Below are 22,782 nucleotides of genomic sequence, written 5' to 3'. Positions count from 1 at the left end.
CCGTCCGGTCAGGGCCGCTCCCGGACCCGGGCCAGGAAGTCGTACGGGTACGGCAGCGGCCGCGCGCTCGCCGCGTCGAGCCGCGCGAGCTGCCCGTCCGTCAGCTCCCAGCCCACCGCGCCCAGATTGTCCGCGAGCTGCTCCCCGGTGCGCGGCCCGATGATCGGCGCCGTCACCGCCGGCCGCGCCAGCAGCCAGCGCAGGGCCACCTGGGACGCTGTGCGGCCGGTCTCCTCGGCGACCTCCAGCAGCGCGTCGACGACCCGCCAGGTCTCCTCGGTGGCCCGCTCGCGCCAGCCCTCACGCCCCGACTCGCGCGATCCGGCCGGCGGCTGCGTCATTCCGCGGCGGTACTTGCCAGTCAGCCAGCCGCCCTGGAGCGGGCTCCACGGGATCACGCCGAGCCCCTCCTCCTCGCACAGCGGAGTGAGCTCCCACTCCACCTCGCGCTGCAGCAGGTTGTACTTGGGCTGGAGGCACACGTACGGCTCCCACCCGCGGTGGCGGGCCATGTCGAGCGAGCGCTGGAGCTGGGAGGGGGAGACGTTGCTCGCGCCCAGGTAGCGGACCTTGCCCGCCTTCACCAGGGTGTCCAGCGTGGACAGGGTCTCTTCCAGCGGTGTGTGCGCGTCCCAGATGTGCGTCTGGTACAGGTCGATGTAGTCCGTGCCGAGGCGGCGCAGGCTGGCCTCCACCGCCGAGACGATGTGCTTGCGGCCGAGCCCGCCGTCGTTGGGCGCGTCGCCCATGGTGGCCCACACCTTCGTGGCGATGACCAGACCGTCCCGGTCCCGCCCCTTCAGCCAGCTGCCCAGCACCTCCTCCGACGCGCCGCGCCCGTACATGTCGGCGGTGTCGATGAAGGTGCCGCCCGCGTCGGTGAAGGCGTCCAGCACCCGGTGCGCCTCGGCGGCGCCCTCCCGGGTGAACATCATGGTGCCGAGGCACAGTTCGCTGACGCGCAGACCCGTCCTGCCGAGATTCCGTTGCTCCATGCTCCGCACGCTAATCGCTGGAGTGTGCTCGACCGCAAGGGCGTTCACAGGTCGGCGAGGATCACGCAGGACTCCGCGGGCAGCGCCAGCACCCCGTTCTCGTCGGGTGCCTCGACCGGTTCCCAGGCCGCCAGGACGCCGCTCCGGCCGCCCAGCGCGATCCGCGCCGGCTCGGGGGCGAAGTTGACCACGACCCGCAGGTCTCCGCGCCGGTAGGCGAGCCAGCGCTCGGACTCGTCGTACGCCACGCGCACCGCCGCCAGGTCCGGGTCGGTCAGATCGGGCTGCGCGGCCCGCAGCGCGATCAGCTCCCGGTGCCAGGCCAGCAGCCGGGCGTGCGGCTCCCGCCCCGGCTCCGACCAGTCCAGACAGGACCGGTCGCGGGTCGCCGGGTCCTGCGGATCCGGGACGTCGGTCTCGGCCCAGCCGTACGCCGCGAACTCCCGGCGCCGTCCCTTGCGCACCGCTTCGGCCAGCTCGGGGTCGGTGTGGTCGGTGAAGAACTGCCACGGGGTGCCGGCGCCCCATTCCTCGCCCATGAAGAGCATCGGCGTGAACGGGCTGGTGAGCACCAGCGTTGCCGCGCAGGCCAGCAGCCCGGGGGAGACCGACGCGGAGAGCCGGTCGCCGACGGCGCGGTTGCCGATCTGGTCGTGGGTCTGGGCGTAGCCCAGGAAGCGGTGCGCCGGGACCGTGGCACGGTCGACGGGACGGCCGTGGGTGCGGCCCCGGAACGTCGAGTAGGTGCCGTCGTGGAAGAAGACGTGCCCGAGGGTCTTGGCGACGGCCGCCAGCGGTGCCCGGGCGAAATCGGCGTAGTAGCCCTGTGCCTCGCCGGTCAGCGCGGTGTGCAGGGCGTGGTGGAAGTCGTCGTTCCACTGGGCGTGCAGGCCGAGCCCGCCCGCCTCGCGCGGGGTGGTCGTGCGTGGGTCGGCCCGGTCCGACTCGGCGATCAGGAAGAGCGCCCGGCCCTGCTCGGCGGAGAGCTCGTCGACCGCGGCCGACAGCTCCTCCAGGAACGTCAGCGCCCGGCCGTCGGCGAGCGCGTGCACCGCGTCCAGCCGCAGCCCGTCGATCCGGTAGTCGCGCAGCCAGGCGAGCGCGCTCTCGCGCAGGTACGCCCGCACCTCGTCGGAGCCGGGCGCGTCGAGGTTGACCGCGGCGCCCCACGGGGTGTGGTGGGTGTCGGTGAAGTACGGGCCGAAGGCCGGCAGGTAGTTCCCGGACGGGCCCAGGTGGTTGTGGACGACGTCGAGGACGACGCCCAGGCCGAGGCCGTGCGCGGTGTCGACGAAGCGCCTGAGCGCGTCCGGGCCGCCGTACGGCTCGTGGACCGCCCACAGGGACACCCCCTCGTACCCCCAGCCGTGCCGGCCGGGGAAGGGGCACAGCGGCATCAGCTCCACGTGCGTGATGCCGAGCTCCACCAGGTGGTCCAGCCGGGCGGCGGCCGCGTCGAGCGTGCCCTCGGGGGTGTACGTGCCGACGTGCATCTCGTACAGCACGGCGCCGCTGAGGCCCCGCCCGGGCGGCTCGTGCCGCCACCGGTACGCGCTGTGGTCGACGACCGCGCTCAGGCCGTCGGGGCCGTCCGGCTGGCGGCGGGAGCGCGGATCGGGCAGCACGGGCCCGCCGTCCAGCGCGAAGCCGTACCGGGCCCCGTCGCGCACCCCGCGCTCGTCGCCGTCGCCGTCGCCGTTCCCGGCGCCGACGTCGGCCGTCCACCAGCCCTCGCGCGCCGGGTCGGGCGCCAAGGGGTACACGGCACCCTCAAGTTGGAGCTCGACCCGTTCGCTTGCCTGCGGTGCCCACACCTCGAACAGCACTGGCGATCCCCTCGTCGTCGTCCTTCCCATCCTGGCAAGATCCACATGACGAAGCACGGCACTTGGCCGATGCGGGGCCGAAACGTCTCACCAGGTGGCCCTGCGCGCGACGGCCGCCCGCCTACCAGACGTAATTGACCACACGCTCGAACGTCGTGTATCCGGCGCGGGCGAAGGCGCGGGCCATCGGTGCGTTCGTGAGGTCCGTCGCGGCACGGATGCGGGGCACACCCTGCCCGGCGAGGACGCGGGTGCCCTCGGCGAGGATGTCGTCGATGTACCCGTGGCCGCGGTGCCCGGGCAGCACACCGATGTAGGCGATGGTGTGGTTGTAGTTGTTGCGGGCCGGTACGACGAAGCCCACGGGCTCGCCACTGCCGGGGAGTTCGGCCACCTGCCACCACTCGCGCGGTGAGGCGTACCCCTCGAACTCCTCGTCGTAGTGCTTCTCCGCCGCCTCGCGCGGCGAGAGGCCGGACGCCAGGTCCGCCCGGCCGTGGGCGTCCAGCGTGCCCTCCATGACCTCGGTCATCAGTGCCACCAGGTCCTCACGGTCCTTCACCGGCCGGAAGGTCAGCCGGCCCGTCGGCTCCGGTACCGGGGTGCCCGGCAGCCACTCCAGCCGCAGGCGTTCCACCAGGAGCCGCGCGCCCGTCCGCTCCACCGCGCCCGTCCTGGTCTCCACGACGGCGCGGGCGGCCGGGTCCTCGCGCCAGTCCGGCGGGATGAACCGGCCGTACTCCGGGCGCGGCGTCCCCGCCGGTACGACGGCGGCGGTCGCCGTCTCCAGCAGCCGCAGACCGACCCCGTCCCGCTCCTCCTCCGGCAGGTCGTCGTCGACGTCGAAGAAGTCGAGCTGGAGCGGTGCCTCCCCGTCCCGCTCCGTCCACCACGCGATCCGGGCCAGCACCCGGTCCCCGCGCAGGGCGATCCACATCCACTCGGGGCGGCGCCGGCCCGTGGCCAGGTCGTCGGCGAGCTCGTGGTCCAGTACGTACGTCAGCCGCTGGAACAGCTCCAGCTCCTCCGGCCCGGTGAGCGGGCGCAGGACGAGGTCACCGGAGGTCGTCGGTTCGGGCGTCAAGTGATTCTTCTCCCACAGGTGTTCGAGTCCCGAGACCGTACCAGCCGGTAAGCCCGTGCGCGCGGCGATTTCCCTGCCCACGGCTCTTCTGGACACCTCGGGCACCTCGGACCGACAATCACCCCTGTGACGTCGCCTTATGAGTTCCACACCCCCTCTGCTCGGCCCTCCGACGCCGAACGGGACCGCGCTCTCGGAATCCTCCGTGAGGGTGCCGCGCAGGGCCGGTTGTCCCACGACACCTTCCTGCGCCGTATGGAACTCGTCCTGGTCGCCCGCCGCCCCGACGAACTGGCGGCGCTCACCGCGGACCTGTGCACCGAGGGCCGCTGGTCCAAACGGCTGTTCGGGACGGTCGAGCGGATATCGGCGTTCACCGCGCGGCTGGGACGCGCCTGGAAGGCCGAGCGGCTGCCGAAGCTGCTTCTCCCCGAGCCCGGGCCGCACCCCCTGCGGATCGGCCGCGACCCGGCCAACGGCCTGCGCCTGAGCCACGAGACCGTCTCCCGCATGCACGCCGAACTGAGCCAGGAAGCCGGCCTGTGGCTGCTGCGGGACCTCGGCTCGACCAACGGCACCACCGTCAACGGGCGCCGGGTGACCGGCACGGTCGTCGTCCGGGCCGGCGACATGGTCTCCTTCGGACGGATGGGCTTCCGGCTCTCCGACCGCTGACCCCCCGGGCCTCCCCTCACTGCCCGGGGCCGTCGTCCCCGAGCGGTACCCGGCTCAGCAGCGCGACCGGGCGGGAGCCCAACAGGTCCGTCAGCGGCACCGGCGTACCGCCCTCGAACTCCCGGCCGGGCTCCAGGACGTCGAACCAGCGCCCCTCCGGCAGCGGGAGAACCGTCCCGCCCCAGCCACCCGCCTCCGTCAGCCGCAGTGACAGCCGGGTGACGGCGGTGACCGTCGCACCGCTCGCGCCGGAGCGGGAGAACGCCACGCAGTGCGGCGCCGCCGGCCCCTCGGCGGACAGCGGCACGTACGCCCCGGACGGTCCGAACACGTCCGGATGCTGCCGCCTCAGCCGCAGCGCCGCCCGGGTCACCGCCGTCTTCTCGTCGGGCTCGCCCTCGCGGAACGGCCGCCGGTTGTCCGGGTCGACCAGTGCCAGATACACCCGCTCCGTCTCCTGGTACAGGTCCGGCACCCCCGGCATCGTCAGATGGGCGAGCGCCGCGCCCAGCGTGTTGGCCCGCACATGGGGGTCGAGCTCCCGGGCCAGCAGCGAGACGGTGTACAGCGGGGGACCGGTCGGACCGGCGTCCGCGAAGTCCAGCACCGCCTGCTCGTACGCCGGGTCCGGCTCGGTCCAGCTGGTGTGCAGCCCCGCCTCCCGCACCGCCTTCAGCAGCGCCGGCGCCAGCCGGTCCGCGTACGGGAAGCCGAAACCCACCGCCGTCTGCCAGGCCGACCACGCCAGCTGGGCGTCCGGCGCGACCGTGCCGGCCACGTCGTCCAGCAGCTTCGCCCACCGCTGCGGGCACTGGGTCAGCACCGCGATCCGGGCCCGCACGTCCGCACTGCGCTTGGTGTCGTGCGTGGACAGCACGGTGCCGGTGGCCGGCCAGTCGCGGGCGATGCGCGCGCAGTAGGCGTGGAACGCCGCGGGGGACACCGCGGGCCGGGCCGGATCACCGCCGACCTCGTTCGCGGAGATCAGCGGCGTGTAGCGGTAGAACGCCGTGTCCTCCACGGACTTGGCCCGCAGCGCGGAGGCGGTCTGCGCGAACCGGGTCCGGAAGGCCAGGTGGTCCGGCCCGTCACCCAGCCGCCCCAGCGCCATGTCCCGTACGACGTCGACCGCCGGCGCCTCCTCCGGAATCGTGAACGTCGCCCTCGCCTCCTGCGCGGCCCCCGCCGTCAGGACCTCGTCGGCGCTCAGCGGGTACGGCCGGTAGACCGGCACCCGGATCAGCAGCTCCCGGACGGCGGCGCGCAGCGCCCACGGGGCGTGGTCCCGCACGGAGGGGTCGGCGCCGCAGATCCGCCCCGCCGTGCGGGTCAGGAACGCCACCTCGGCGGCCAGCTCGTGCGTCACCACCTTGTAGGCGGCGCGGCGCGCCGTCGGCTCCCAGTGGCCGCCCCGGTCGCCGGCCGGACCGGCGAAGCGCCGGTACTGCCCGGCCAGCTCCGCCGCCCCCGCCTCGTCGACGAACAGCCCGTCGATGTGCCGCAGCGCGTCGTACCCGGTCGTGCCCGCGACCGGCCACCGCGCGGGCAGCCGCTCCTCACCCGTGAGGATCTTCTCGACGACGATCCAGCAGTCCCCGCCCGTGGCCCGGTCCAGTTCGCGCAGGTACGCCTCCGGGTCCGCGAGCCCGTCCGGGTGGTCGATCCGCAGCCCTTGGACCACCCCGTCCCGCACCAGCTCCAGGATCTTCCCGTGCGTGGCCCGGAACACCTCCGGGTCCTCGACGCGCACCCCGATCAGATCGGAAATGGTGAAGAACCGCCGGTAGTTCAATTCCGTACGGGCGAGCCGCCACCAGCAGAGCCGGTACCACTGCGCGTCCAGCAGCTCCGGCAGCGCGAGCCCCTCCGTGCCGGGCCGCAGCGGGAACTCCTGCTCGCCGTGGCGCAGCACACCGTCCGCGACCCGCAGCTCGCCCAGCTCGTCGCCGATCCGGCCGGGCAGCACGGGCAGCATCACCTTCCCGCCGCCCGCCGCCCAGTCGATGTCGAACCAGCGGGCGTAAGGCGACGCCGGGCCGTCCCTGAGCACCTCCCGCAGCGCCCGGTTGTACCGCGGCGCGGCGGCCATGTGATTGGGGACCAGGTCCACGACCAGGCCGAGCCCGTGTGCGGCGGCGGTGCGGGCGAGGGCCCGCAGACCCTCTTCGCCGCCCAGCTCCTCGCGCACCCGGCCGTGGTCGGTGACGTCGTACCCGTGCGTCGAGCCGGGCACGGCCTCCAGCACCGGCGACAGATGCAGGTGCGAGACCCCGAGCGAGGCGAGGTACGGCACCGCTTCCCCGGCGGCGGAGAAGGGGAATTCCGGCTGGATCTGGAGCCGATAGGTGGAGTTGGGCGTCATGCGAACGTACGTACCCGCTTGGGCGGCTTCTGTGTCATCACCTCATGCGATTTACGCCTCGCGCCACGTTACGTTTCCCACGATGCTCCGGATGTATCGCGACGTCGTCGCCCTGCTCGGTCCGCTCCTTCCCGTGGTGTCGTTCCTCGGCCGGTTGCCCACGGCGATGTGCCAGCTCGGCAGTCTGCTGCTGGTCGCCGAGACCAGCGGCTCGCTGGCCACGGCGGGGCTCGCGGGAGGGGCGCTGGCGGCCGGGCAGACGGTGGGCGGCCCGCTGCTGGGCCGGGCGGCCGACCGGCGCGGCGTGGTGGTGGTCGCCGCACTCGTCAACGACGCCGTGGGCCGTCGCCGCTCTCGTCGCCGCCGCGCTCGCCCGGGCCCCGACCGGCCTGCTGGTGCTGCTCGGCGCGCTGGCCGGGGCGACGGTCCCGCAGGTCGGCCCGCCGGCCCGGACCCGTTCCGTGGCGCTGGCCCGGCGGTCCGGCGCCGACGACCGGCTCGTGGCGACGGTCCTCTCCTTCGAAGGGACCCTGGACGAGGTGTCGTTCGTCCTCGGCCCGGCCCTGGTGGGCGTCGCGGCGGCGGTGGCCCACCCGGCGGCCGCCCTGCTCGCCGCCTCGGGCCTGCTCGCCGTGTGCGGCACGGCGTTCGCCCTGCACCCGACGGCGAAGGAGGCCGCGCCCGTCGCCGGCCGCACCCGGGACCGCTCGCGGCTGCCGGCCGCCACCCACGCGCTGCGGATGGCGATGGTCCTCCAGGGGCGCGATGTTCGGCGCATCCCAGGCCGGCATCACCGCGCTCACCGAACGGCTGGGCCTGCCCGCCCAGGCCGGGCTCTTGTACGCGGCGATGGGCGTGATGAGTGCGGCCGCCGGCCTGGCGATGGCCACCGTCCCCGCGCGTGTCGGCCTCACCGCCCGGTGGCGGGCGGCGACCGCGGCGCTGGTCGTGCTCTCCGTGCCGCTGCTCCTCGTGGACGCGCTGTGGTCGCTGTACGCGGCGGTCGTCGTCCTGGGCGTGGCCTACGCGCCGCATCTGATCACCCTCTTCGGGCTCACCGAGCGGATCGTCCCGGCCGGCCGGCTCGCCGAGTGCATGGCCTTCCTGACCAGCGGCGTCGTGGGTGGCCAGGCCGTCGCGCCGGCATTCTCGGGCACGCTCGCCGACACCCGCGGCCCGGTGGCGGCCTTCGCGGTGGCGGTGGTCGCGGCGGTGGCGTGCGCGGCCCTGTCCTGGACGGTCCGCACTCGCCCCCGCCCATCCGTACCGGAACCGGCCGCCGACCGGTGGCGGCGGCACGGCGCGAAGGCTACGCGGGACGGCGCAGCACCGTCAGGCTGCGGCCGATCAGCGTGAGCCGGTCGCCCGCCGCCACCTTGGCGCCCTGTCCGGGCTCGATGCCCTCGGGGACGGCCGTGTCCACCACCACCTGCCACTGGCGCCCGTGGTTGACCGGCACGACGAACTCCAGGTCCACCGCACTGGCGTTGAACATCAGCAGGAACGAGTCGTCCCTGATCCGCTCCCCGCGCGGGCCCGGTTCGGAGATCGCGCTGCCGTTCAGGAACACCGACAGCGCCTTGGCGTGGGCGGCCTGCCAGTCCCGCGCGGTCATGGCCTCCCCCTCGGGGGTGAACCAGTCGATGTCCGACAGATCGTCGTGCGTCCCTTCCACCGGCCTCCCGTGGAAGAAGCGGCGCCGCCGGAACACCGGGTGGTCGCGGCGCAGCCACACCATCGAACGGGTGAACTCCAGCAGTGTCGCGGCCTCTTCGGCCTCCGCGTCCGGCCAGTTCACCCAGGCCAGTTCGTTGTCCTGGCAGTAGGCGTTGTTGTTGCCGTTCTGGGTCCGCCCGAACTCGTCGCCGTGGCTCAGCATGGGCACGCCCTGCGACAGCATCAGGGTGGCGATGAAGTTCCGCATCTGGCGGGCGCGCAGTTCCCGGATGTCCTCGTCGTCCGTGTCGCCCTCGACCCCGCAGTTCCAGGAGCGGTTGTGGCTCTCGCCGTCCCGGTTGCCCTCGCCGTTGGCCTCGTTGTGCTTCTCGTTGTACGAGACCAGGTCCCGCAGGGTGAAGCCGTCGTGGCAGGTCACGAAGTTCACCGAGGCGAGCGGTCGGCGGCCGTCGTCCTGGTACAGGTCCGACGACCCGGTCAGCCGGCTCGCGAACTCGGCGAGCGTGCGCGGCTCGCCCCGCCACATGTCCCGCACCGTGTCGCGGTACTTGCCGTTCCACTCGGTCCACAGCGGCGGGAAGTTCCCCACCTGGTAGCCGCCCTCGCCGACGTCCCACGGCTCGGCGATCAGCTTCACCTGGCTCACCACCGGGTCCTGCTGTACCAGGTCGAAGAACGACGACAGCCGGTCCACCTCGTGGAACTGCCGGGCCAGCGTCGCCGCCAGGTCGAAGCGGAAGCCGTCGACGTGCATCTCCGTCACCCAGTACCGCAGCGAGTCCATGATCAGCTGCAGTACGTGCGGGGACCGCATCAGCAGAGAGTTCCCGGTGCCGGTGGTGTCCATGTAGTACCGGGGGTTGTTCTCGACGAGCCGGTAGTACGAAGGGTTGTCCAGGCCCCGGAAGGAGAGTGTCGGGCCGAGGTGGTTGCCCTCGGCGGTGTGGTTGTAGACCACGTCCAGGATGACCTCGATGCCCGCCTGGTGCAGGGCCCGGACCGCGGACTTGAACTCCAGCACCTGCTGGCCGCGGTCGCCCCAGGAGGCGTAGGCGTTGTGCGGGGCGAAGAAGCCGATGGTGTTGTAGCCCCAGTAGTTGGCCATCCCGGCGTCCACGAGCCGGTGGTCGTTGACGAACTGGTGCACCGGCATCAGCTCCAGCGCGGTGACCCCCAGCTCGGTCAGGTGCTCGATCACCGCGGGGTGGGCGAGGCCGGCGTACGTGCCGCGCAGCTCGTCCGGCAGCGCGGGATGGCGCATCGTCAGGCCCTTCACATGGGCCTCGTAGATCACCGTCCGGTGGTAGTCGGTACGGGGCGGGCGGTCGTCGCCCCAGTCGAAGTACGGATTCACCACCACCGACGTCATCGTGTGCGGTGCCGAGTCGAGGTCGTTGCGGGAGTCCGGCCTGCCGAAGTGGTAGCCGTACACCGCCTCCCCCCAGTCGACGGCACCGGCGACCGCCCGCGCGTACGGATCGAGGAGCAGCTTCGCGGAGTTGCACCGCTGCCCGCGCTCCGGCGCGTACGGCCCGTGGACCCGGAACCCGTACCGCTGGCCCGGCATCACCCCGGGCAGGTACGCGTGCCGGACGAACGCGTCGGTCTCGCGGAGTTCCACCGCCGTCTCCGAGCCGTCGTCATGGAGCAGACACAGCTCGATGCGGTCGGCGGCCTCCGAGAAGACCGCGAAGTTGGTTCCGGCGCCGTCGTACGTGGCGCCGAGCGGATACGCCTGTCCCGGCCAGACCTGCATAGATAAGACTCTTCCACTTCTGATCCGGCTGCTGGGGGTCACTTGAGGCAGATCCTCCCCGAAAGTGGTGCGACCTCCTAGGACTGCGGGCCCGTCCTGGCCGGTGAGTCGCCCTTGTGCCGGGTGCCGCCGGCATGCTTCTCCGATGAGAGGACCGGGCGCGTCGGTTGCCCGGGTCAACCTCGCGTTCCCGTGTGTCGCCCGCACCGAAGTTCGACCTCCGCGGGCCGGAGAGGCGGGTGACCCGGGGTGTGACGGCCGTGTCAGGGGGGCCAACCGCTATGAATCCGCTCACTCCGGTCCAACCCGGTCCCCGGAACGGCCACCTCGATCACGGGAGTTGGCGAAGAGCCTGCGGATCCGGCTGCACCGGCTCCCGCTCCCGGAGTACCCTTCCTTGATCGTTGGAGACGGGCGACCAGGAGCTGAAGGCGGTGCGCGGGTGAGCTCGGGAGGGCTGGAGCTGCCCCCAGGTGACTCAGGTCACGAGGGGGACTCCACTGACCCCGCTGATGTCCCGCCCGGAGCGGTCTCACTCGCCCGGCCGATGGAGATCGGTGCGGAACTGGACTGGGGCGCCGAGGCGTGGAACGAGGTGCGGACCCGCGCCCAGCGGGCCGGCCGGGCCTATATCTGGCTGAATCTCGTCGAGCAGCGGCTGCGCGCCGTCGTGGCCGCCGTGCTGCGGCCGATCTACGAGCCGGTGCACGGCGAGGACTGGGTGGTGGCGGCGGCCGGCCCGGCCGGCCAGGAGTGGGTGCAGCGGGCGGTCGCCGTGCGCGAGGTCTCCCGCCGCAAGGGCTACCTCCTGGACCCCGCGGACGACAACGTCCTCAGCTTCCTCACGCTGCCGCAGCTGCGTGAGCTGATGGTCCAGCACTGGCCCTGCTTCGAGCCGTACTTCGACGACCGGCGCGACCTCGAGCTCGCCCTCGACGAGCTGGAGGTCACCCGGAATGTGGTCTCCCGCAACCGGGCGCTCTCGCGCACGGTGCTCGACCAGTCCGAACGGGCCTCCGCCCGGCTGCTGGACATCCTCGGCGCCAGCGCGGGCGTCCCGTCGGCCCACCGGCTGCCGGTCGACGCCGTGGAGGACCTGGTCGGCGACCGGTACGCGGACGTGGTCTCGGTCCACCCCGACCGGGTGCGCCTCCAGCGGCAGCTGCCGGCCGAGGACCTCTTCGGCGGGGCGCGGCGCCTCGACGCGATCGGCATAGGCCTGAACCTCCTGGTGCAGAACTTCTCGGGGCGGCGGCTGGTGAGGCTCGCCGAGTCCGGGTGCCGCGTACGGCTGCTCTTCCTCAACCCCGCCAGTAGCGCCGTAAAACGCCGCGAAAGGGAACTGGGGATCAAAAAGGGTGAATTGAGCCGGTCGGTGGAGATGAACATCCTCCACACGCGGCGTGTGCGCTCCAGGCTGCGCGACCCGGGCGCCTTCGAGATCCAGGTCTTCGACGAAACCCCGCGCTTCACCGCCTACCTCGTGGACGGCGACGGGCCCGACGGGGTCGGCGTCGTCCAGTCCTACCTCCGCCGCGCCCGCGGTATGGAGGCACCCGTCCTGGTGCTGCGCGGCGGCAGGCGATCGGTCGTCACCTCCGGCTCCTCGATCGACCACGGGCTCTTCGAGACCTACCGGGAGGAGTTCGAGTCGGTCTGGGCCGACTCCCGGCCGGTGTCCTGAACCCCGCCCCGGCGACGTTGTCAGTGGTGCGTGGGAGGGTGAGGACCCAACAGGGGGAGTGCACCGCACGGGGGGCGCGCCACAGCATCACGAGGAGGTTCGGCATGGGCTGGCACGGGGAGACGCTCGTCGGCTTCGATCTGGAGACGACCGGCACGGAGCCGCTCGAAGCGAGAATCGTGACGGCCGCGGTCGTGGAGGTACGGGCCGGGGAGACCGTGGCGCGCCGCGACTGGCTGGCCGATCCGGGCATCCGGATCCCCGCCCAGGCCTCCGCCATCCACGGCATCAGCAGCGAGCGCGCCGCCGCGGAGGGCCGCCCGGTCCGGGAGGTGGCCGGTGAACTCGCCGACACCCTCGCCGGGTACTGGGCCCGCGGCGTGCCCGTCGTCGCCTACAACGCCGCGTTCGACCTCACGCTGCTCACCGCCGAACTACGGCGGCACGGCTTGCCGTCGCTCACCGAGCGGCTGGGCGGCGCGCCGATCGGCCCGGTGGTCGACCCGTACACGATCGACCGGGCCGTCGACCGCTACCGCCGCGGCAAGCGGAACCTGGAGGCGGTCTGCGCGGAGTACGGCGTGGTCCTGGACGGTGCCCACGAGGCCGGTGCCGACGCCCTCGCCGCCGTCCTGGTGGCCTGCGCGATAGCCGAGCGGCACGCCCAGGTGGCGGCGCTGACACCGGGCGAGCTGCACGACCGCCAGATCAGGTGGTACGCGGAGTGGGCGGAGGACTTCCAGCGGTTCCTGCGCCGCAAGGGCACCCCCGACGCCGTCGTCGACCCCGCCTGGCCGCTGCGCGCGCCCGCCCCCGTGGCCGGCTGAGACCGCCGGCGCGCTCGGCAGGGACGTCAGAACGGGTACCAGCGGACCTCCGGGTCCCCCTCGCGCAGGGACGCCACCCGCCGGCGGAACTCGGCGAGCGCCTCGGGGCTGGACGGCGCGTGCTGCGCGACCCAGGCACAGCTCGCCGTCTCCCGGGCGCCCCGCAGTACGGCACAGCCGTCCCATGCGCGCACGTCCCAGCCGTAGGCCTCGGTGAACGCGTCGTGGGCGGCCGGGTCGAGGCCGTAGCGGTCCCGGGCCAGCACGAGGACCACCAGATCGTGCTCCCTCAGATCGGCCGAGAACGTCTCCAGGTCGACCAGGACCGGCCCGTCCGGGCCCACATGGACGTTGCGCGGCAGCGCGTCGCCGTGGATCGGGCCGGGCGTCAGGTGCGGGGTGAGTGCGGCCGCCGCCGCGGCGAACCCGTCCCGCCGCTCCCGCAGATAGGCCGCGTCCGCCGGGTCGATCGCGTCCCCCGCGAGCCGCAGCCAGCGCTCCACGCCTCCGAGCAGCTCCCGGCGCGGCAGCGGGAACGGCGGCCCGGGCAGCGCGTGGACCCGCCGCAGCAGCGGGGCGAGGTCCCGGGGCTCCGGTGGGCGCACCGCCTCCGGCAGCCGGTGCCAGACCGTCACCGGGTGACCCTCGACCAGCAGCGGCTCCGGACGCGCCGCCCGTACGGCGGGCACGTCCGCCTCGGCCAGCCAGGACGCGACGGCCACCTCCCGCTCGGCCCTCGGCAGCAGCTCCGCGTCCCGTCCCACCTTCACCACCAGGTCGCCCACCGCGAAGACCGCGTTCTCACCGAGGGCCAGCAGCGTCGCGCCGGGCCCCGCGCCCACTCCGGCGGCGGCCAGGACCTCCCTCGCCCGCGCCTCGTCCATCACGTCCGTCCCTCCGGTACAGCTGCCACGTGGGGAATCCGGCAAGTCTCGCATCCGTGCGGGCCTTCTTGACGAACCGACGACCCCTCACGACGATGACGCCAGGCCGGGTCAACCTCATAAAGGGGAATGTTCCGTGACATTGGTGACCGGGACGACGCGGTCCGGCGGGAAAACCGGCGGACCGGCACAAGCACCACGGCGGACACACCGGCCGGCCGGCCACGGGGCCTGGTTCCTGGTGCTGCCCGCACTGATCCCGATCCTGCTCCTGAGCGTCGGCCCGCTGCTCTACGGCATCGCGCTGGCGTTCACCGACGCGCAGTCCGGCAGGACCCGGTCCACCCAGTGGGTGGGCACCCTCAACCTCCAGGACCTGCTGCACGACACGCTCTTCTGGGACTCCTTCCGGATCGGACTGCTCTGGGCCTTCGGCGTCACCGTGCCGCAGTTCGTCCTGGCTCTCGGACTGGCCCTGCTGCTCAACCACAACCTCCGCTTCCGCTGGCTCGCGCGTGCCCTCGCGATCATCCCGTGGGCGATGCCGGAGGTGGTCGTCGGCATCATGTGGCGGCTCGTCTACAACCCCGACGCGGGCGTCCTCAACGAGACGATCCGCGATCTGGGGCTCGGGGACGGCCGCGCCTGGCTCACCGGCCTGGCCACCGCACTGCCCGCCGTCATCGTGGTCGGCGTCTGGGCCGGAATGCCGCAGACCACCGTCGCCCTGCTGGCAGGCCTGCAGAACACCCCGCGGGAACTGCACGAGGCGGCGGCCCTCGACGGCGCCGGCGCCTGGCGCCGCTTCCGCACGGTCACCTGGCCCGCCCTCAAGCCCGTCGCCCTCGCCATCACCGCCCTCAACTTCATCTGGAACTTCAACTCCTTCGCCCTGGTCTACGTGCTGACCAGCGGCGGCCCCGGCGGACGCACCCGGCTGCCCATGCTCTTCGCCTACGAAGAGGCCTTCCGCTACGGCCAGTTCGGCTACGCCGCGGCCATGGGCTGTGTGATGGTCGCCGTCATCTCCGTACTCCTCGCCCTCTATCTGGTGGGCCGGCTGAAGGGAGACAGGGACCAGTGAGCGGCCTTCGCCCCAGCGGCCCCGCGCGCGCCGGTCAGTACCTGGCGCTCCTCGGGTATCTGGTCTTCCTCGCCTTCCCCTTCCTGTGGCTGGTCTCCACCGCCTTCAAACCGGCCCGTGAGCTCGGCTCGCTGCACCCCACCTGGATCCCCGACGACCCGACCCTCGGCAACTTCCGCCAGGCCTTCGACGAACAGCCGCTGCTCCAGGCCCTCGGCAACAGCCTCGCCGCGGCCCTCGGCGCCGCCCTGATCGCCGTCGTCATCGCCACGCCCATGGCCTATGTGATGGCCCGCCACCGCTCGCGGCTCACGGCCGCGGCCACCGGCTGGGTCGTGATCAGCCAGGCGTTCCCCTTCGTCCTGGTGATCATCCCGCTGTTCCTGGTCCTGAAGTACCTGCACCTGATCGACAGCCTCTTGGGCCTGATCATGGTGTACGTCGTCTGGTCGCTGCCGTTCGCGCTGTGGATGCTGACCGGTTACGTCCGGGCCGTGCCGGCCGAGCTGGAGGAGGCCGCGGCCGTCGACGGCGCGGGCCGGCTGCGCACCCTCGCCTCCGTCACAGCGCCCCTGCTCGCCCCGGGCATCGTGGCCACCGCGCTCTTCGCCTTCATCACCGCATGGAACGAGTTCTTCTTCGCGCTCGTCCTGCTCAAGACCCCGGAGAAGCAGACCTTGCCGGTCGTCCTCACCCACTTCATCGGCGCCGAGGGCGCCGCCGACCTCGGTCCGCTCGCCGCGGCGGCGTTCCTGGCCACCCTGCCCTCGCTGATCATCTTCGCGATCATCCAGCGGCGGATCACGGGCGGCATGCTCGCCGGGGCGGTGAAGTCATGACCCGCCTCCGCCCGGCGCACATGCGTCCGCTCGCCGCGGTGGTCGCGGTCCTCTCCCTGCTGCTGGCCGGCTGCTCCGGGGACCCCGAGCCGCGCTCGGACGGGCGGATCGAGCTGCGCTTCCAGTCCCTGGCCTGGCAGAAGGAGTCCGTCGACGCCAACAGGGAACTCGTCGACGAGTGGAACGCCGCCCATCCCGACGTCCAGGTGCGGTACGTCCAGGGCAGCTGGGACAGCGTCCACGACCAGCTGCTCACCTCCTTCGAGGGCGGCGAGGCGCCCGACATCATCCACGACGCCTCCGACGACCTCGCCGACTTCGCGTACGGCGGATACCTCGCGGACCTGCGCGAGCTGCTGCCCGAGCGGCTGAAGGCGGACATCCCGCGCCACAGCTGGGACACCGTCACCTTCGGCGGCGGGGTGTACGGCGTGCCGTTCCTGCAGGAGCCCCGCGTCATCATGGCCAACGAGCGGATCCTCCGGTCCGCCGGCGTCCGCATCCCCACCCCGGACAAGCCCTGGAGCTGGCCCGAGTTCCGGCGGATCACCAAGGATCTGACGGCGGCGATGGGGCCGGGGAAGTACGCCGTCGCCTGGCCCCTGAAGGAACCGGTCTCCGTCAGCCTCAACCTCGGTCTGTCCGCGGGCGGGCAGCTCTTCCACCGGCGCGAGGACGGGAAGGTGGAGATCCGGTTCGAGCGGGGCGACGCGGTGGTGCCCGGGACCGTCCACGGTCAGGTCAACACCGACCGCAGCGCGCCCCGCACGACCCTCGGCACGGGGGGCTCCGACACCCTCCCCGGCTTCTTCGGCGGCAAGTACGCCATGGTCCCGCTGGGCTTCTCGTACCGCCAGCAGATCGTCCAGCAGGCTCCCGAGGGCTTCCCGTGGACCGTGCTTCCCGCCCCGGCGGGCGAGGACGGACTGGCCCAGGGGGTGAGCCCGCAGACCCTTTCCATCGCCGAGGACAGCCCGTACAAGCGGGAGGCGGCCCGGTTCATCGACTTCCTCCTCCAGCCGCGCAACATGGTGCGCCTCGCGCGCGGCGACTGGATGCTCCCCACCGGGAGCGAGGCGCTCAAGGACCCCTCCCTGCGCACCCGGAAGGACGGCTGGGCCACCGGCGCGGCGCTCGCCCGGCACCTCGTGTCCGCCCCGGCGCAGTCGGTGCGCGGCTACGCCGAGTGGAAGGACAAGGTCGCCACGCCCGCGTTCCAGGAGTACTACAGCGGCGCCATCGACACCGAGGAGCTGGAGCAACGCCTGGTGGAGGACGGGAATCTGGTGCTGGCGCGCTACCAGCGGTGAGCGCCACCGCCGCCGCACCGAGTTGCACGAGACGTCTCGTCTCGTTATGGTGTCGTCATGACCTCCGAAGACCGTGCCCACATCGCCATGTTCTCCATCGCCGCCCACGGGCACGTCAATCCGAGCCTCGAAGTCGTCCGGGAACTCGTCGCCCGTGGTCACCGCGTCAGTTACGCGATCCCCGCGTCCTTCGCCGAGAAGATCGCCGAAACCGGTGCCGAGCCGGTGATCTACACGTCCATCCTCCCCACGGACGACGACCCGGAGGCGTGGGGCACCGAACTCATCGACAACATCGAGCCGTTCCTGGACGACGCCATCCAGGTCCTGCCGCAACTCGCGGCCGCCTTCGAGGGCGACGAGCCGGATCTGGTCATCCATGACATCACCGCCTATCCGGCGCCGGTGCTCGCCCATCGGTGGGGCGTGCCCGCCGTGTCGCTGTGGCCCAACCTCGTTCCCTGGGAGGGGTACGAGGAGGAGGTCGCCGAGCCGATGTACGCCGACCTCAAGGCGTCCGAACGCGGCAAGGCGTACTATGCGCGCTTCGAGGCGTGGCTCGGCGAGAACGGCGTCGACACACACCCTGACCGGCTCATCGCCCGCCCCCGCCGCGCCGTGGTGCTGATCCCCAGGGTGCTCCAGCCGAACGCGGACCGGGTCGACGCGTCCGTGTACACCTTCGTCGGGGCCTGCCAGGGCGACCGGGCGGAGCAGGGGGAGTGGCGGCGGCCGGCCGGTGCGGAGAAGGTGCTGCTGGTCTCGCTCGGCTCCGCCTTCACCAAGCGGCCCGACTTCTACCGGGCGTGCGTACGGGCCTTCGGCGACCTGCCCGGATGGCATGTCGTCCTGCAGATCGGCAAGCACGTCGACCTCGCCGAGCTCGGCGAGGTGCCCGTCAACGTCGAAGTGCGCGACTGGGTCCCGCAGTTGTCCGTGCTGCGCCAGGCGGACGCGTTCATCACGCACGCGGGCGCGGGTGGTGCCCAGGAGGGGCTCGCGACCGGCACGCCCATGGTCGCCGTCCCGCAGGCCGTCGACCAGTTCGGCAACGCCGACATGCTGGCCTCGCTGGGCGTGGCCCGCCATCTGCCGATGGCCGACGCCACGGCCGAGGCGCTGCGGGTGGCCGTCCTGGAACTCGTGGACGATCCCGAAGTCGCCCGGCGCGCCCGGGAGATCAGGCTGAGCATGGCCGCCGAGGGCGGTGCGGCACGGGCCGCCGACCTCATCGAGGCCGAACTCCCCTGAGGGGCCGGGGGCGGGTCGTGAAGCGGTCCGCGCATCTCAACACGGGGCGTAATGAGGCGTGGTGTGGCCACATGGGTCAGGCCGCGCCTCGTTGTCACGCCGTGCCCGCTTTGCCCGGCCGTGGCTGATTTTTTATTACGCAACTTTGTTGAGTAAGTCACAGCTGTATGAAGCTCTTGATTTGCACTCGTCAATCGGTCAGGGTTTCGAACGGCCCCGGAAGAATTGCCGTCCGGCGCCATTCCCCCCACAAATGATGACGAGGAGACCCCTCTTCATGGCAACTCACAAGCGTGCGCGCGGAATCAAGCTCTCCGCGGCCATAGCCGCCGTCGCGTCGGTGACCGTGTTCGGCACCTCCTACGCCGGCGCCGCCCCCGCCCCCGCCGAAGGAACCGTCTACGGCCTCGGCGCCGAAGGCGCCGTCTCCGGCAGCTACATCGTCCTCCTGGACGAGAAGGCGGACCAGAAGGAGCTCGCCCAGGAGTACGGCGGCAAGCTCCAGCGCAGCTACACCTCGGCGGTCAACGGCTTCTCCGCCAGCGGGCTTTCGGAGACCGAGGCCAAGCGTCTCGCGGCCGACCCGGCCGTCGCCAAGGTCGTCCAGAACAAGAAGTTCACCATCGACGCCACCCAGGACAACCCCCCGTCCTGGGGCCTCGACCGGGTCGACCAGGCCGACACCGCCGGCGACAGCAAGTACACCTACCCCGACAACGGCGGCGAGGGCGTCACCGCGTACGTCATCGACACCGGTGTGCGGGTCAGCCACAAGGACTTCGAGGGCCGGGCGACCTCCGGCTTCGACGCCATCGACAACGACAACGATGCCAACGACGGCAACGGCCACGGCACGCACGTCGCCGGCACCATCGCGGGCGCCTCGCACGGTGTCGCCAAGAAGGCGAAGATCGTCGCCGTGCGCGTCCTCGACGACAACGGCTCCGGCACCACCGAGCAGGTCGTCGCGGGCATCGACTGGGTCACCAAGAACCACCAGGGCCCGTCCGTCGCCAACATGAGCCTCGGCGGCGGCGCCGACCCGGCCCTCGACGAGGCCGTCCGCAAGGCCATCGCCGCCGGCATCACCTTCGGTGTCGCCGCGGGCAACGAGTCCAGCGACGCCGGACAGAAGTCCCCGGCGCGGGTCCAGGAGGCCATCACGGTCGCCTCCTCCACCAAGGAAGACCAGCAGTCCGGCTTCTCCAACTTCGGTTCGGTCGTGGACCTCTACGCCCCGGGCTCCGACATCACCTCGACGTGGAACGAGGGCGACGACGCCACCAACACCATCTCCGGCACCTCCATGGCCACCCCGCACGTCGTGGGCGCCGCCGCGGTGTACCTGGCGGGCCACAAGGACGCCACCCCGGAGCAGGTCGCCAAGGCGCTCACCGACGGCGCCACGCCCGACAAGATCTCCAACCCCACGCAGGGCACGCCCAATAAGCTGCTGAAGATCGTGGAGTAACCCCCCGGACCGGCGGCCGCCGTGCCCTCCCCCACGGGGCACGGCGGCCGTCCTATCGTGTGACCATGACGACGAGATACGCCGCCCTGCTGCGCGGGATCAATGTCAGCGGCCACAAGAAGGTGCCCATGGCACAGCTCCGCACCCTGCTGACGGAGCTCGGCCACGCCGGCGTACAGACGTATCTGCAGAGCGGCAACGCCGTCTTCACCAGCGCGTCCGGCGCCGGCGAGAACGCCCTGGGCGCCGAGCTGGAGGCCGCTATCGAAAAGCACTTCGGCTTCACCGTCGAGTGCGTCGTCCGCGGCGGACCGTATCTGCGCGCCGTCGCCGACGCCTGCCCCTTCCCCGCGGCCGAGCTGGAGGGCAAGCAGCTGCACGTCACGTTCTTCTCGGAGCAGGTGACGGCGGAGCGGTACGCCGCGCTCGACCAGGCGGCCTTCCTTCCGGAGGAGTTCCGCCTCGGCGACCGGGCGCTCTACCTCTACACCCCGGGCGGCCTGGGCCGCTCCAAACTGGCCGACGCCCTTTCCCGGCCCGCCCTGAACAAGGGCATCGTCGGCACCACGCGCAACTGGAACACCGTGAAGAAACTGGTCGAACTGACCGGCGCCTGAACCTCAGGCCACCAGCGCGCCACGCCGCTCGGCGCGCGCCCCGTCGTACCGCTCCAGCAGCAGCCGGGCCAGCTCCGGCGAAGGGCCCAGCACATCGGCGAGGACATCCGCCCCGGCAGCGCCCCGGGCGATCCGGTCGGGCAGCCGGCCGGGCGCGATCACATACGGGGCGACCGCCACCCGCCGTACGCCGTTCGTCCGGAGCGCCCGCACGGCATCCTCGGTGCGGAGGAAGCCCGCGGCGGAAACAGCGGAGGCGAACGCAGGCCGCACGGCGCACCAACCGGTGTGCCGCAGCTCCCGCGCCATTTCAGCGATCACTGCGATCGCCTCCGGGTCGGTGGAGCCCGCCGAGGCCAGGACGACCCCGGTCGAGCGCTTGTCGCCGGGCGTGAGCCCGGCCTCGTACAGCCGCCGCTCGACCGCCGCCACCAGCAGGGGGGACGGCCCGAGCACCTCGGCCTGCCGTATCCGCAGCGCGGCGGGCGCCTGGCGCAGTACGGCCGGGATGTCGGCCTTGGCGTGGAAGGCGCGGGTCAGCAGCAGGGGCAGCGCGACCACGTCGCGCACCCCCTCCGCCGCGAGCCGCTCCAGCACACCGGGCACCGACGGGACGTTGAAGTCCAGGAACGCCGTCTCCACCCGCAGCCCGGGACGCATCGCCCCGGCCCGCCGCACCAGGGAGTGGACGGTCGCGGCGTGCCGCGGGTCGCGGCTGCCGTGGGCGATCACGAGCAGGACAGGACGGTTCATGGTCGGCTCAGCTCTTCACCAGCAGACCGCGGCGGCGCAGCACCGTGCGCTCCAGCGGGCTGAAGATCAGCAGATCGATCGCGATACCCACGATCAGGATCAGGATGATCGCGAGGAAGATCCCCGGCATGTCGATGTTGTTGCGGCCGTTCTCCAGCAACTGGCCGAGCCCCAGACCCAGTTCGGGAGAGGAGGCGATGATCTCGGCCGCCATCAGCGAGCGCCAGGAGAACGCCCAGCCCTGCTTCAGACCGGCCAGATAGCCCGGCAGCGCGGCCGGCATCACGATGTGCCAGGCGCCCCTGAGCCCGGTCGCGCCGAGTGTGCGGCCGGCCCGCAGGAACAGCGGCGGAACCTGGTCGACACCCGCCACCAGACCGTTGGCGATCGACGGCACGGCACCCAGCAGGATCACCGCGTACATCATCGAGTCGTTGAGACCGATCCAGAGCACCGCGGGCGCCACCCAGGCCACCGACGGCAGTGACTGCAGCCCGGACAGGATCGGACCGATCGCCGCGCGCACGAACTTCACCCGGGAGACCAGCAGTCCCAGCGGCGTACCGATGGCCAGCGCCATCACGAAGCCCAGCAGGGCACGCGACACACTGGTCCACAGCACGTCGAGGAGCGTGCCCTCCAGCCACATGGTGGAAAGGCTGTCCCAGACCGCGGACGGCGGCGGCAGCTTGTAGTCCTCGGTGACCTTCGCCCACACCAGCAGCTGCCACACCACCAGCACCAGCGCGACGGCCACCACCGGAGGCAGGACCTTCTTCAGCAGGACGTCGCGCACCGGGGTCCGCGTCACCTGGACGGCGTCCAGCGCGTCCAGACCCGCCTCGAGCCCCGCGAGATCGTCGGACTTGGCCGTGGTCTTCGTATCAGTGCTGGCCATGACGGCGGATCTCCCCACGCAGTTCTTCGGTGATCTCGACGGACAGCTCCGCCACGGCGGCGTCCTCGATACGGCGCGGCTGCGGGATGTCGATCTCCCACTCCCGGGCGATCCGCCCCGGCCGGGACGACAGCAGCACCACACGCTGGGCCAGCCGCACGGCCTCGCGGACGTTGTGGGTGACGAACAGCACCGACAGCCTCGTCTCCCGCCAGATGCGGGTCAGCTCGTCGTGCAGCACATCGCGGGTGATGGCGTCGAGCGCCGCGAACGGCTCGTCCATCAGCAGCAGATCACTGTCCTGCGCGAGCGCCCGGGCCAGCGCCACCCGCTGGCGCATACCGCCGGACAGCTCGTGGACGCGCTTCCCGTACGAGCCGTTCAGCCGCACCAGTTCCAGCAGCCGCTCGGCCTCGGTCCGCCGCTCGTTCTTGGCGACGCCGCGCAGCCGCAGCGCCAGTTCGATGTTCTTGCCCGCGGTCAGCCACGGGAACAGCGCGTGCTCCTGGAACATCAGGGCCGGCCGGCCGCCCGGGGTCTCGATGGACCCCGAAGTCGGCCGGTCGAGCCCGGCGACCAGGTTGAGCAGCGTCGACTTGCCGCAGCCCGACGCTCCCAGGAGGGTGACGAACTCACCCGGCGCGACATCGAGCGAGATGTCGTCCAGGACGAGCTGCCGCCCGGCCGGAGTGGCGAAGGACTTCGAGACGTGCTCGAGACGGGCGGCGTGCGTGGACAGCCCGGCCCGGTCCTCGGCCTTGGCGATCGTGGTGGCCATGGTCGTCACCT

General features: G+C 72.2%; 17 protein-coding genes and 2 pseudogenes. 10 read left to right on the top strand and 9 right to left on the bottom strand.

Annotation, left to right across the window (positions count from 1 at the left end; genetic code table 11):
* Window positions 1-8: 8 nt before the first annotated feature.
* The 3 genes from ACY34K_RS26330 to ACY34K_RS26320 form a co-directional block, all read right to left on the bottom strand.
* Window positions 9-995, bottom strand: coding sequence for an aldo/keto reductase (locus tag ACY34K_RS26330; RefSeq protein WP_462751317.1), 987 nt, complete (start codon window positions 993-995; stop codon window positions 9-11).
* Between the two features lie 44 nt (window positions 996-1,039).
* Entirely contained in the window at window positions 1,040-2,821 is a 1,782-nt protein-coding gene (gene treZ / locus ACY34K_RS26325) for a malto-oligosyltrehalose trehalohydrolase (protein WP_462751315.1), read from the bottom strand.
* 121 nt (window positions 2,822-2,942) lie between these two features.
* On the bottom strand, window positions 2,943-3,905 hold the full coding sequence (locus ACY34K_RS26320) for a GNAT family N-acetyltransferase (RefSeq protein ID WP_462751313.1): 963 nt from the start codon (window positions 3,903-3,905) through the stop codon (window positions 2,943-2,945).
* Between the two features lie 126 nt (window positions 3,906-4,031).
* On the opposite strand from ACY34K_RS26320, the gene ACY34K_RS26315 reads away from it, so the two are divergent.
* Window positions 4,032-4,580: an FHA domain-containing protein gene (locus ACY34K_RS26315; RefSeq protein ID WP_462751311.1), complete on the top strand. Its 549-nt coding sequence runs from the start codon at window positions 4,032-4,034 to the stop codon at window positions 4,578-4,580.
* A 16-nt stretch (window positions 4,581-4,596) separates the two neighbouring features.
* On the opposite strand, the gene treY is transcribed toward ACY34K_RS26315, so the two are convergent.
* Window positions 4,597-6,942 carry a malto-oligosyltrehalose synthase gene (gene treY / locus ACY34K_RS26310; protein WP_462751309.1) on the bottom strand — a complete coding sequence of 782 codons (2,346 nt, stop codon included), beginning with the start codon at window positions 6,940-6,942 and terminating at the stop codon, window positions 4,597-4,599.
* Between the two features lie 91 nt (window positions 6,943-7,033).
* Between treY and ACY34K_RS26305 the strand changes: the two are divergent.
* A pseudogene (locus ACY34K_RS26305) lies at window positions 7,034-8,298 on the top strand (MFS transporter).
* Here ACY34K_RS26305 and glgX read toward each other — a convergent pair.
* Complete coding sequence (gene glgX, locus ACY34K_RS26300; RefSeq protein ID WP_462751307.1) at window positions 8,252-10,375, bottom strand: glycogen debranching protein GlgX; 2,124 nt, start codon at window positions 10,373-10,375, stop codon at window positions 8,252-8,254. The pseudogene ACY34K_RS26305 and the gene glgX sit on opposite strands and share 47 nt — an antisense overlap.
* A 442-nt stretch (window positions 10,376-10,817) precedes the next feature.
* On the opposite strand from glgX, the gene ACY34K_RS26295 reads away from it, so the two are divergent.
* Window positions 10,818-12,059 (top strand): SAV2148 family HEPN domain-containing protein, encoded by a 1,242-nt coding sequence (locus tag ACY34K_RS26295; RefSeq protein ID WP_462751305.1) that lies wholly within the window; start codon window positions 10,818-10,820, stop codon window positions 12,057-12,059.
* A 104-nt stretch (window positions 12,060-12,163) separates the two neighbouring features.
* Window positions 12,164-12,886, top strand: a complete 723-nt coding sequence (locus ACY34K_RS26290; RefSeq protein WP_462751303.1) for an exonuclease domain-containing protein — start codon at window positions 12,164-12,166, stop codon at window positions 12,884-12,886.
* 26 nt (window positions 12,887-12,912) lie between these two features.
* Here the strand turns inward: ACY34K_RS26290 and ACY34K_RS26285 are convergent, their stop codons facing one another.
* Window positions 12,913-13,770, bottom strand: coding sequence for a phosphotransferase enzyme family protein (locus tag ACY34K_RS26285; RefSeq protein WP_462751301.1), 858 nt, complete (start codon window positions 13,768-13,770; stop codon window positions 12,913-12,915).
* Between the two features lie 136 nt (window positions 13,771-13,906).
* Between ACY34K_RS26285 and ACY34K_RS26280 the strand changes: the two genes are divergently transcribed.
* The 6 genes and pseudogenes from ACY34K_RS26280 (at window position 13,907) to ACY34K_RS26255 (ending at window position 20,342) form a co-directional block, all read left to right on the top strand.
* Complete coding sequence (locus tag ACY34K_RS26280; RefSeq protein WP_462751299.1) at window positions 13,907-14,854, top strand: carbohydrate ABC transporter permease; 948 nt, start codon at window positions 13,907-13,909, stop codon at window positions 14,852-14,854.
* Window positions 14,851-15,693 (top strand): carbohydrate ABC transporter permease, encoded by an 843-nt coding sequence (locus tag ACY34K_RS26275; protein ID WP_462751297.1) that lies wholly within the window; start codon window positions 14,851-14,853, stop codon window positions 15,691-15,693. The genes ACY34K_RS26280 and ACY34K_RS26275 overlap by 4 nt, the downstream gene beginning before the upstream one ends.
* Entirely contained in the window at window positions 15,690-17,003 is a 1,314-nt protein-coding gene (locus ACY34K_RS26270; protein WP_462751295.1) for an ABC transporter substrate-binding protein, read from the top strand. Before ACY34K_RS26275 ends, ACY34K_RS26270 begins: the two co-directional genes overlap by 4 nt.
* Window positions 16,975-18,254 (top strand): annotated as a pseudogene (gene mgt, locus ACY34K_RS26265) (macrolide-inactivating glycosyltransferase). Before ACY34K_RS26270 ends, mgt begins: the two are co-directional and overlap by 29 nt.
* A gap of 277 nt (window positions 18,255-18,531) precedes the next feature.
* A complete protein-coding gene (locus ACY34K_RS26260; protein ID WP_462751293.1) occupies window positions 18,532-19,725 on the top strand; it encodes a S8 family peptidase in 1,194 nt (397 codons plus the stop codon).
* 65 nt (window positions 19,726-19,790) lie between these two features.
* The gene (locus tag ACY34K_RS26255; protein WP_462751291.1) at window positions 19,791-20,342 is read left to right on the top strand and encodes a DUF1697 domain-containing protein; all 552 of its coding nucleotides are present in this window, start codon (window positions 19,791-19,793) and stop codon (window positions 20,340-20,342) included.
* A gap of 3 nt (window positions 20,343-20,345) precedes the next feature.
* On the opposite strand, the gene ACY34K_RS26250 is transcribed toward ACY34K_RS26255, so the two are convergent.
* From ACY34K_RS26250 to ACY34K_RS26240, 3 genes are read right to left on the bottom strand one after another with little or no spacing between them, the layout of a single operon-like run.
* The gene (locus ACY34K_RS26250) at window positions 20,346-21,095 is read right to left on the bottom strand and encodes a sirohydrochlorin chelatase (RefSeq protein ID WP_462751289.1); all 750 of its coding nucleotides are present in this window, start codon (window positions 21,093-21,095) and stop codon (window positions 20,346-20,348) included.
* A gap of 7 nt (window positions 21,096-21,102) precedes the next feature.
* On the bottom strand, window positions 21,103-21,993 hold the full coding sequence (locus tag ACY34K_RS26245; protein ID WP_462751287.1) for an ABC transporter permease: 891 nt from the start codon (window positions 21,991-21,993) through the stop codon (window positions 21,103-21,105).
* On the bottom strand, window positions 21,980-22,771 hold the full coding sequence (locus ACY34K_RS26240) for an ABC transporter ATP-binding protein (RefSeq protein WP_462751285.1): 792 nt from the start codon (window positions 22,769-22,771) through the stop codon (window positions 21,980-21,982). Before ACY34K_RS26240 ends, ACY34K_RS26245 begins: the two co-directional genes overlap by 14 nt.
* Window positions 22,772-22,782 lie beyond the last annotated feature (11 nt).

It is taken from the genome of Streptomyces sp. STAM6, from assembly GCF_054963715.1.
Note: the sequence above shows the minus strand (reverse complement) of the source record. Positions and strands in the feature narration are given on the sequence as shown.

Bases quoted from the DNA above. Each gene is read 5' to 3' on its own strand.
- ACY34K_RS26330 (WP_462751317.1), bottom strand. From the start codon at position 995: ATGGAGCAACGGAATCTCGGCAGGACGGGTCTGCGCGTCAGCGAACTG.
- treY (WP_462751309.1), bottom strand. From the start codon at position 6,942: ATGACGCCCAACTCCACCTATCGGCTCCAGATCCAGCCGGAATTCCCC.
- glgX (WP_462751307.1), bottom strand. From the start codon at position 10,375: ATGCAGGTCTGGCCGGGACAGGCGTATCCGCTCGGCGCCACGTACGAC.
- ACY34K_RS26290 (WP_462751303.1), top strand. From the start codon at position 12,164: ATGGGCTGGCACGGGGAGACGCTCGTCGGCTTCGATCTGGAGACGACC.
- ACY34K_RS26285 (WP_462751301.1), bottom strand. From the start codon at position 13,770: ATGGACGAGGCGCGGGCGAGGGAGGTCCTGGCCGCCGCCGGAGTGGGC.
- ACY34K_RS26270 (WP_462751295.1), top strand. From the start codon at position 15,690: ATGACCCGCCTCCGCCCGGCGCACATGCGTCCGCTCGCCGCGGTGGTC.
- ACY34K_RS26260 (WP_462751293.1), top strand. From the start codon at position 18,532: ATGGCAACTCACAAGCGTGCGCGCGGAATCAAGCTCTCCGCGGCCATA.
- ACY34K_RS26255 (WP_462751291.1), top strand. From the start codon at position 19,791: ATGACGACGAGATACGCCGCCCTGCTGCGCGGGATCAATGTCAGCGGC.
- ACY34K_RS26250 (WP_462751289.1), bottom strand. From the start codon at position 21,095: ATGAACCGTCCTGTCCTGCTCGTGATCGCCCACGGCAGCCGCGACCCG.
- ACY34K_RS26245 (WP_462751287.1), bottom strand. From the start codon at position 21,993: ATGGCCAGCACTGATACGAAGACCACGGCCAAGTCCGACGATCTCGCG.
- ACY34K_RS26240 (WP_462751285.1), bottom strand. From the start codon at position 22,771: ATGGCCACCACGATCGCCAAGGCCGAGGACCGGGCCGGGCTGTCCACG.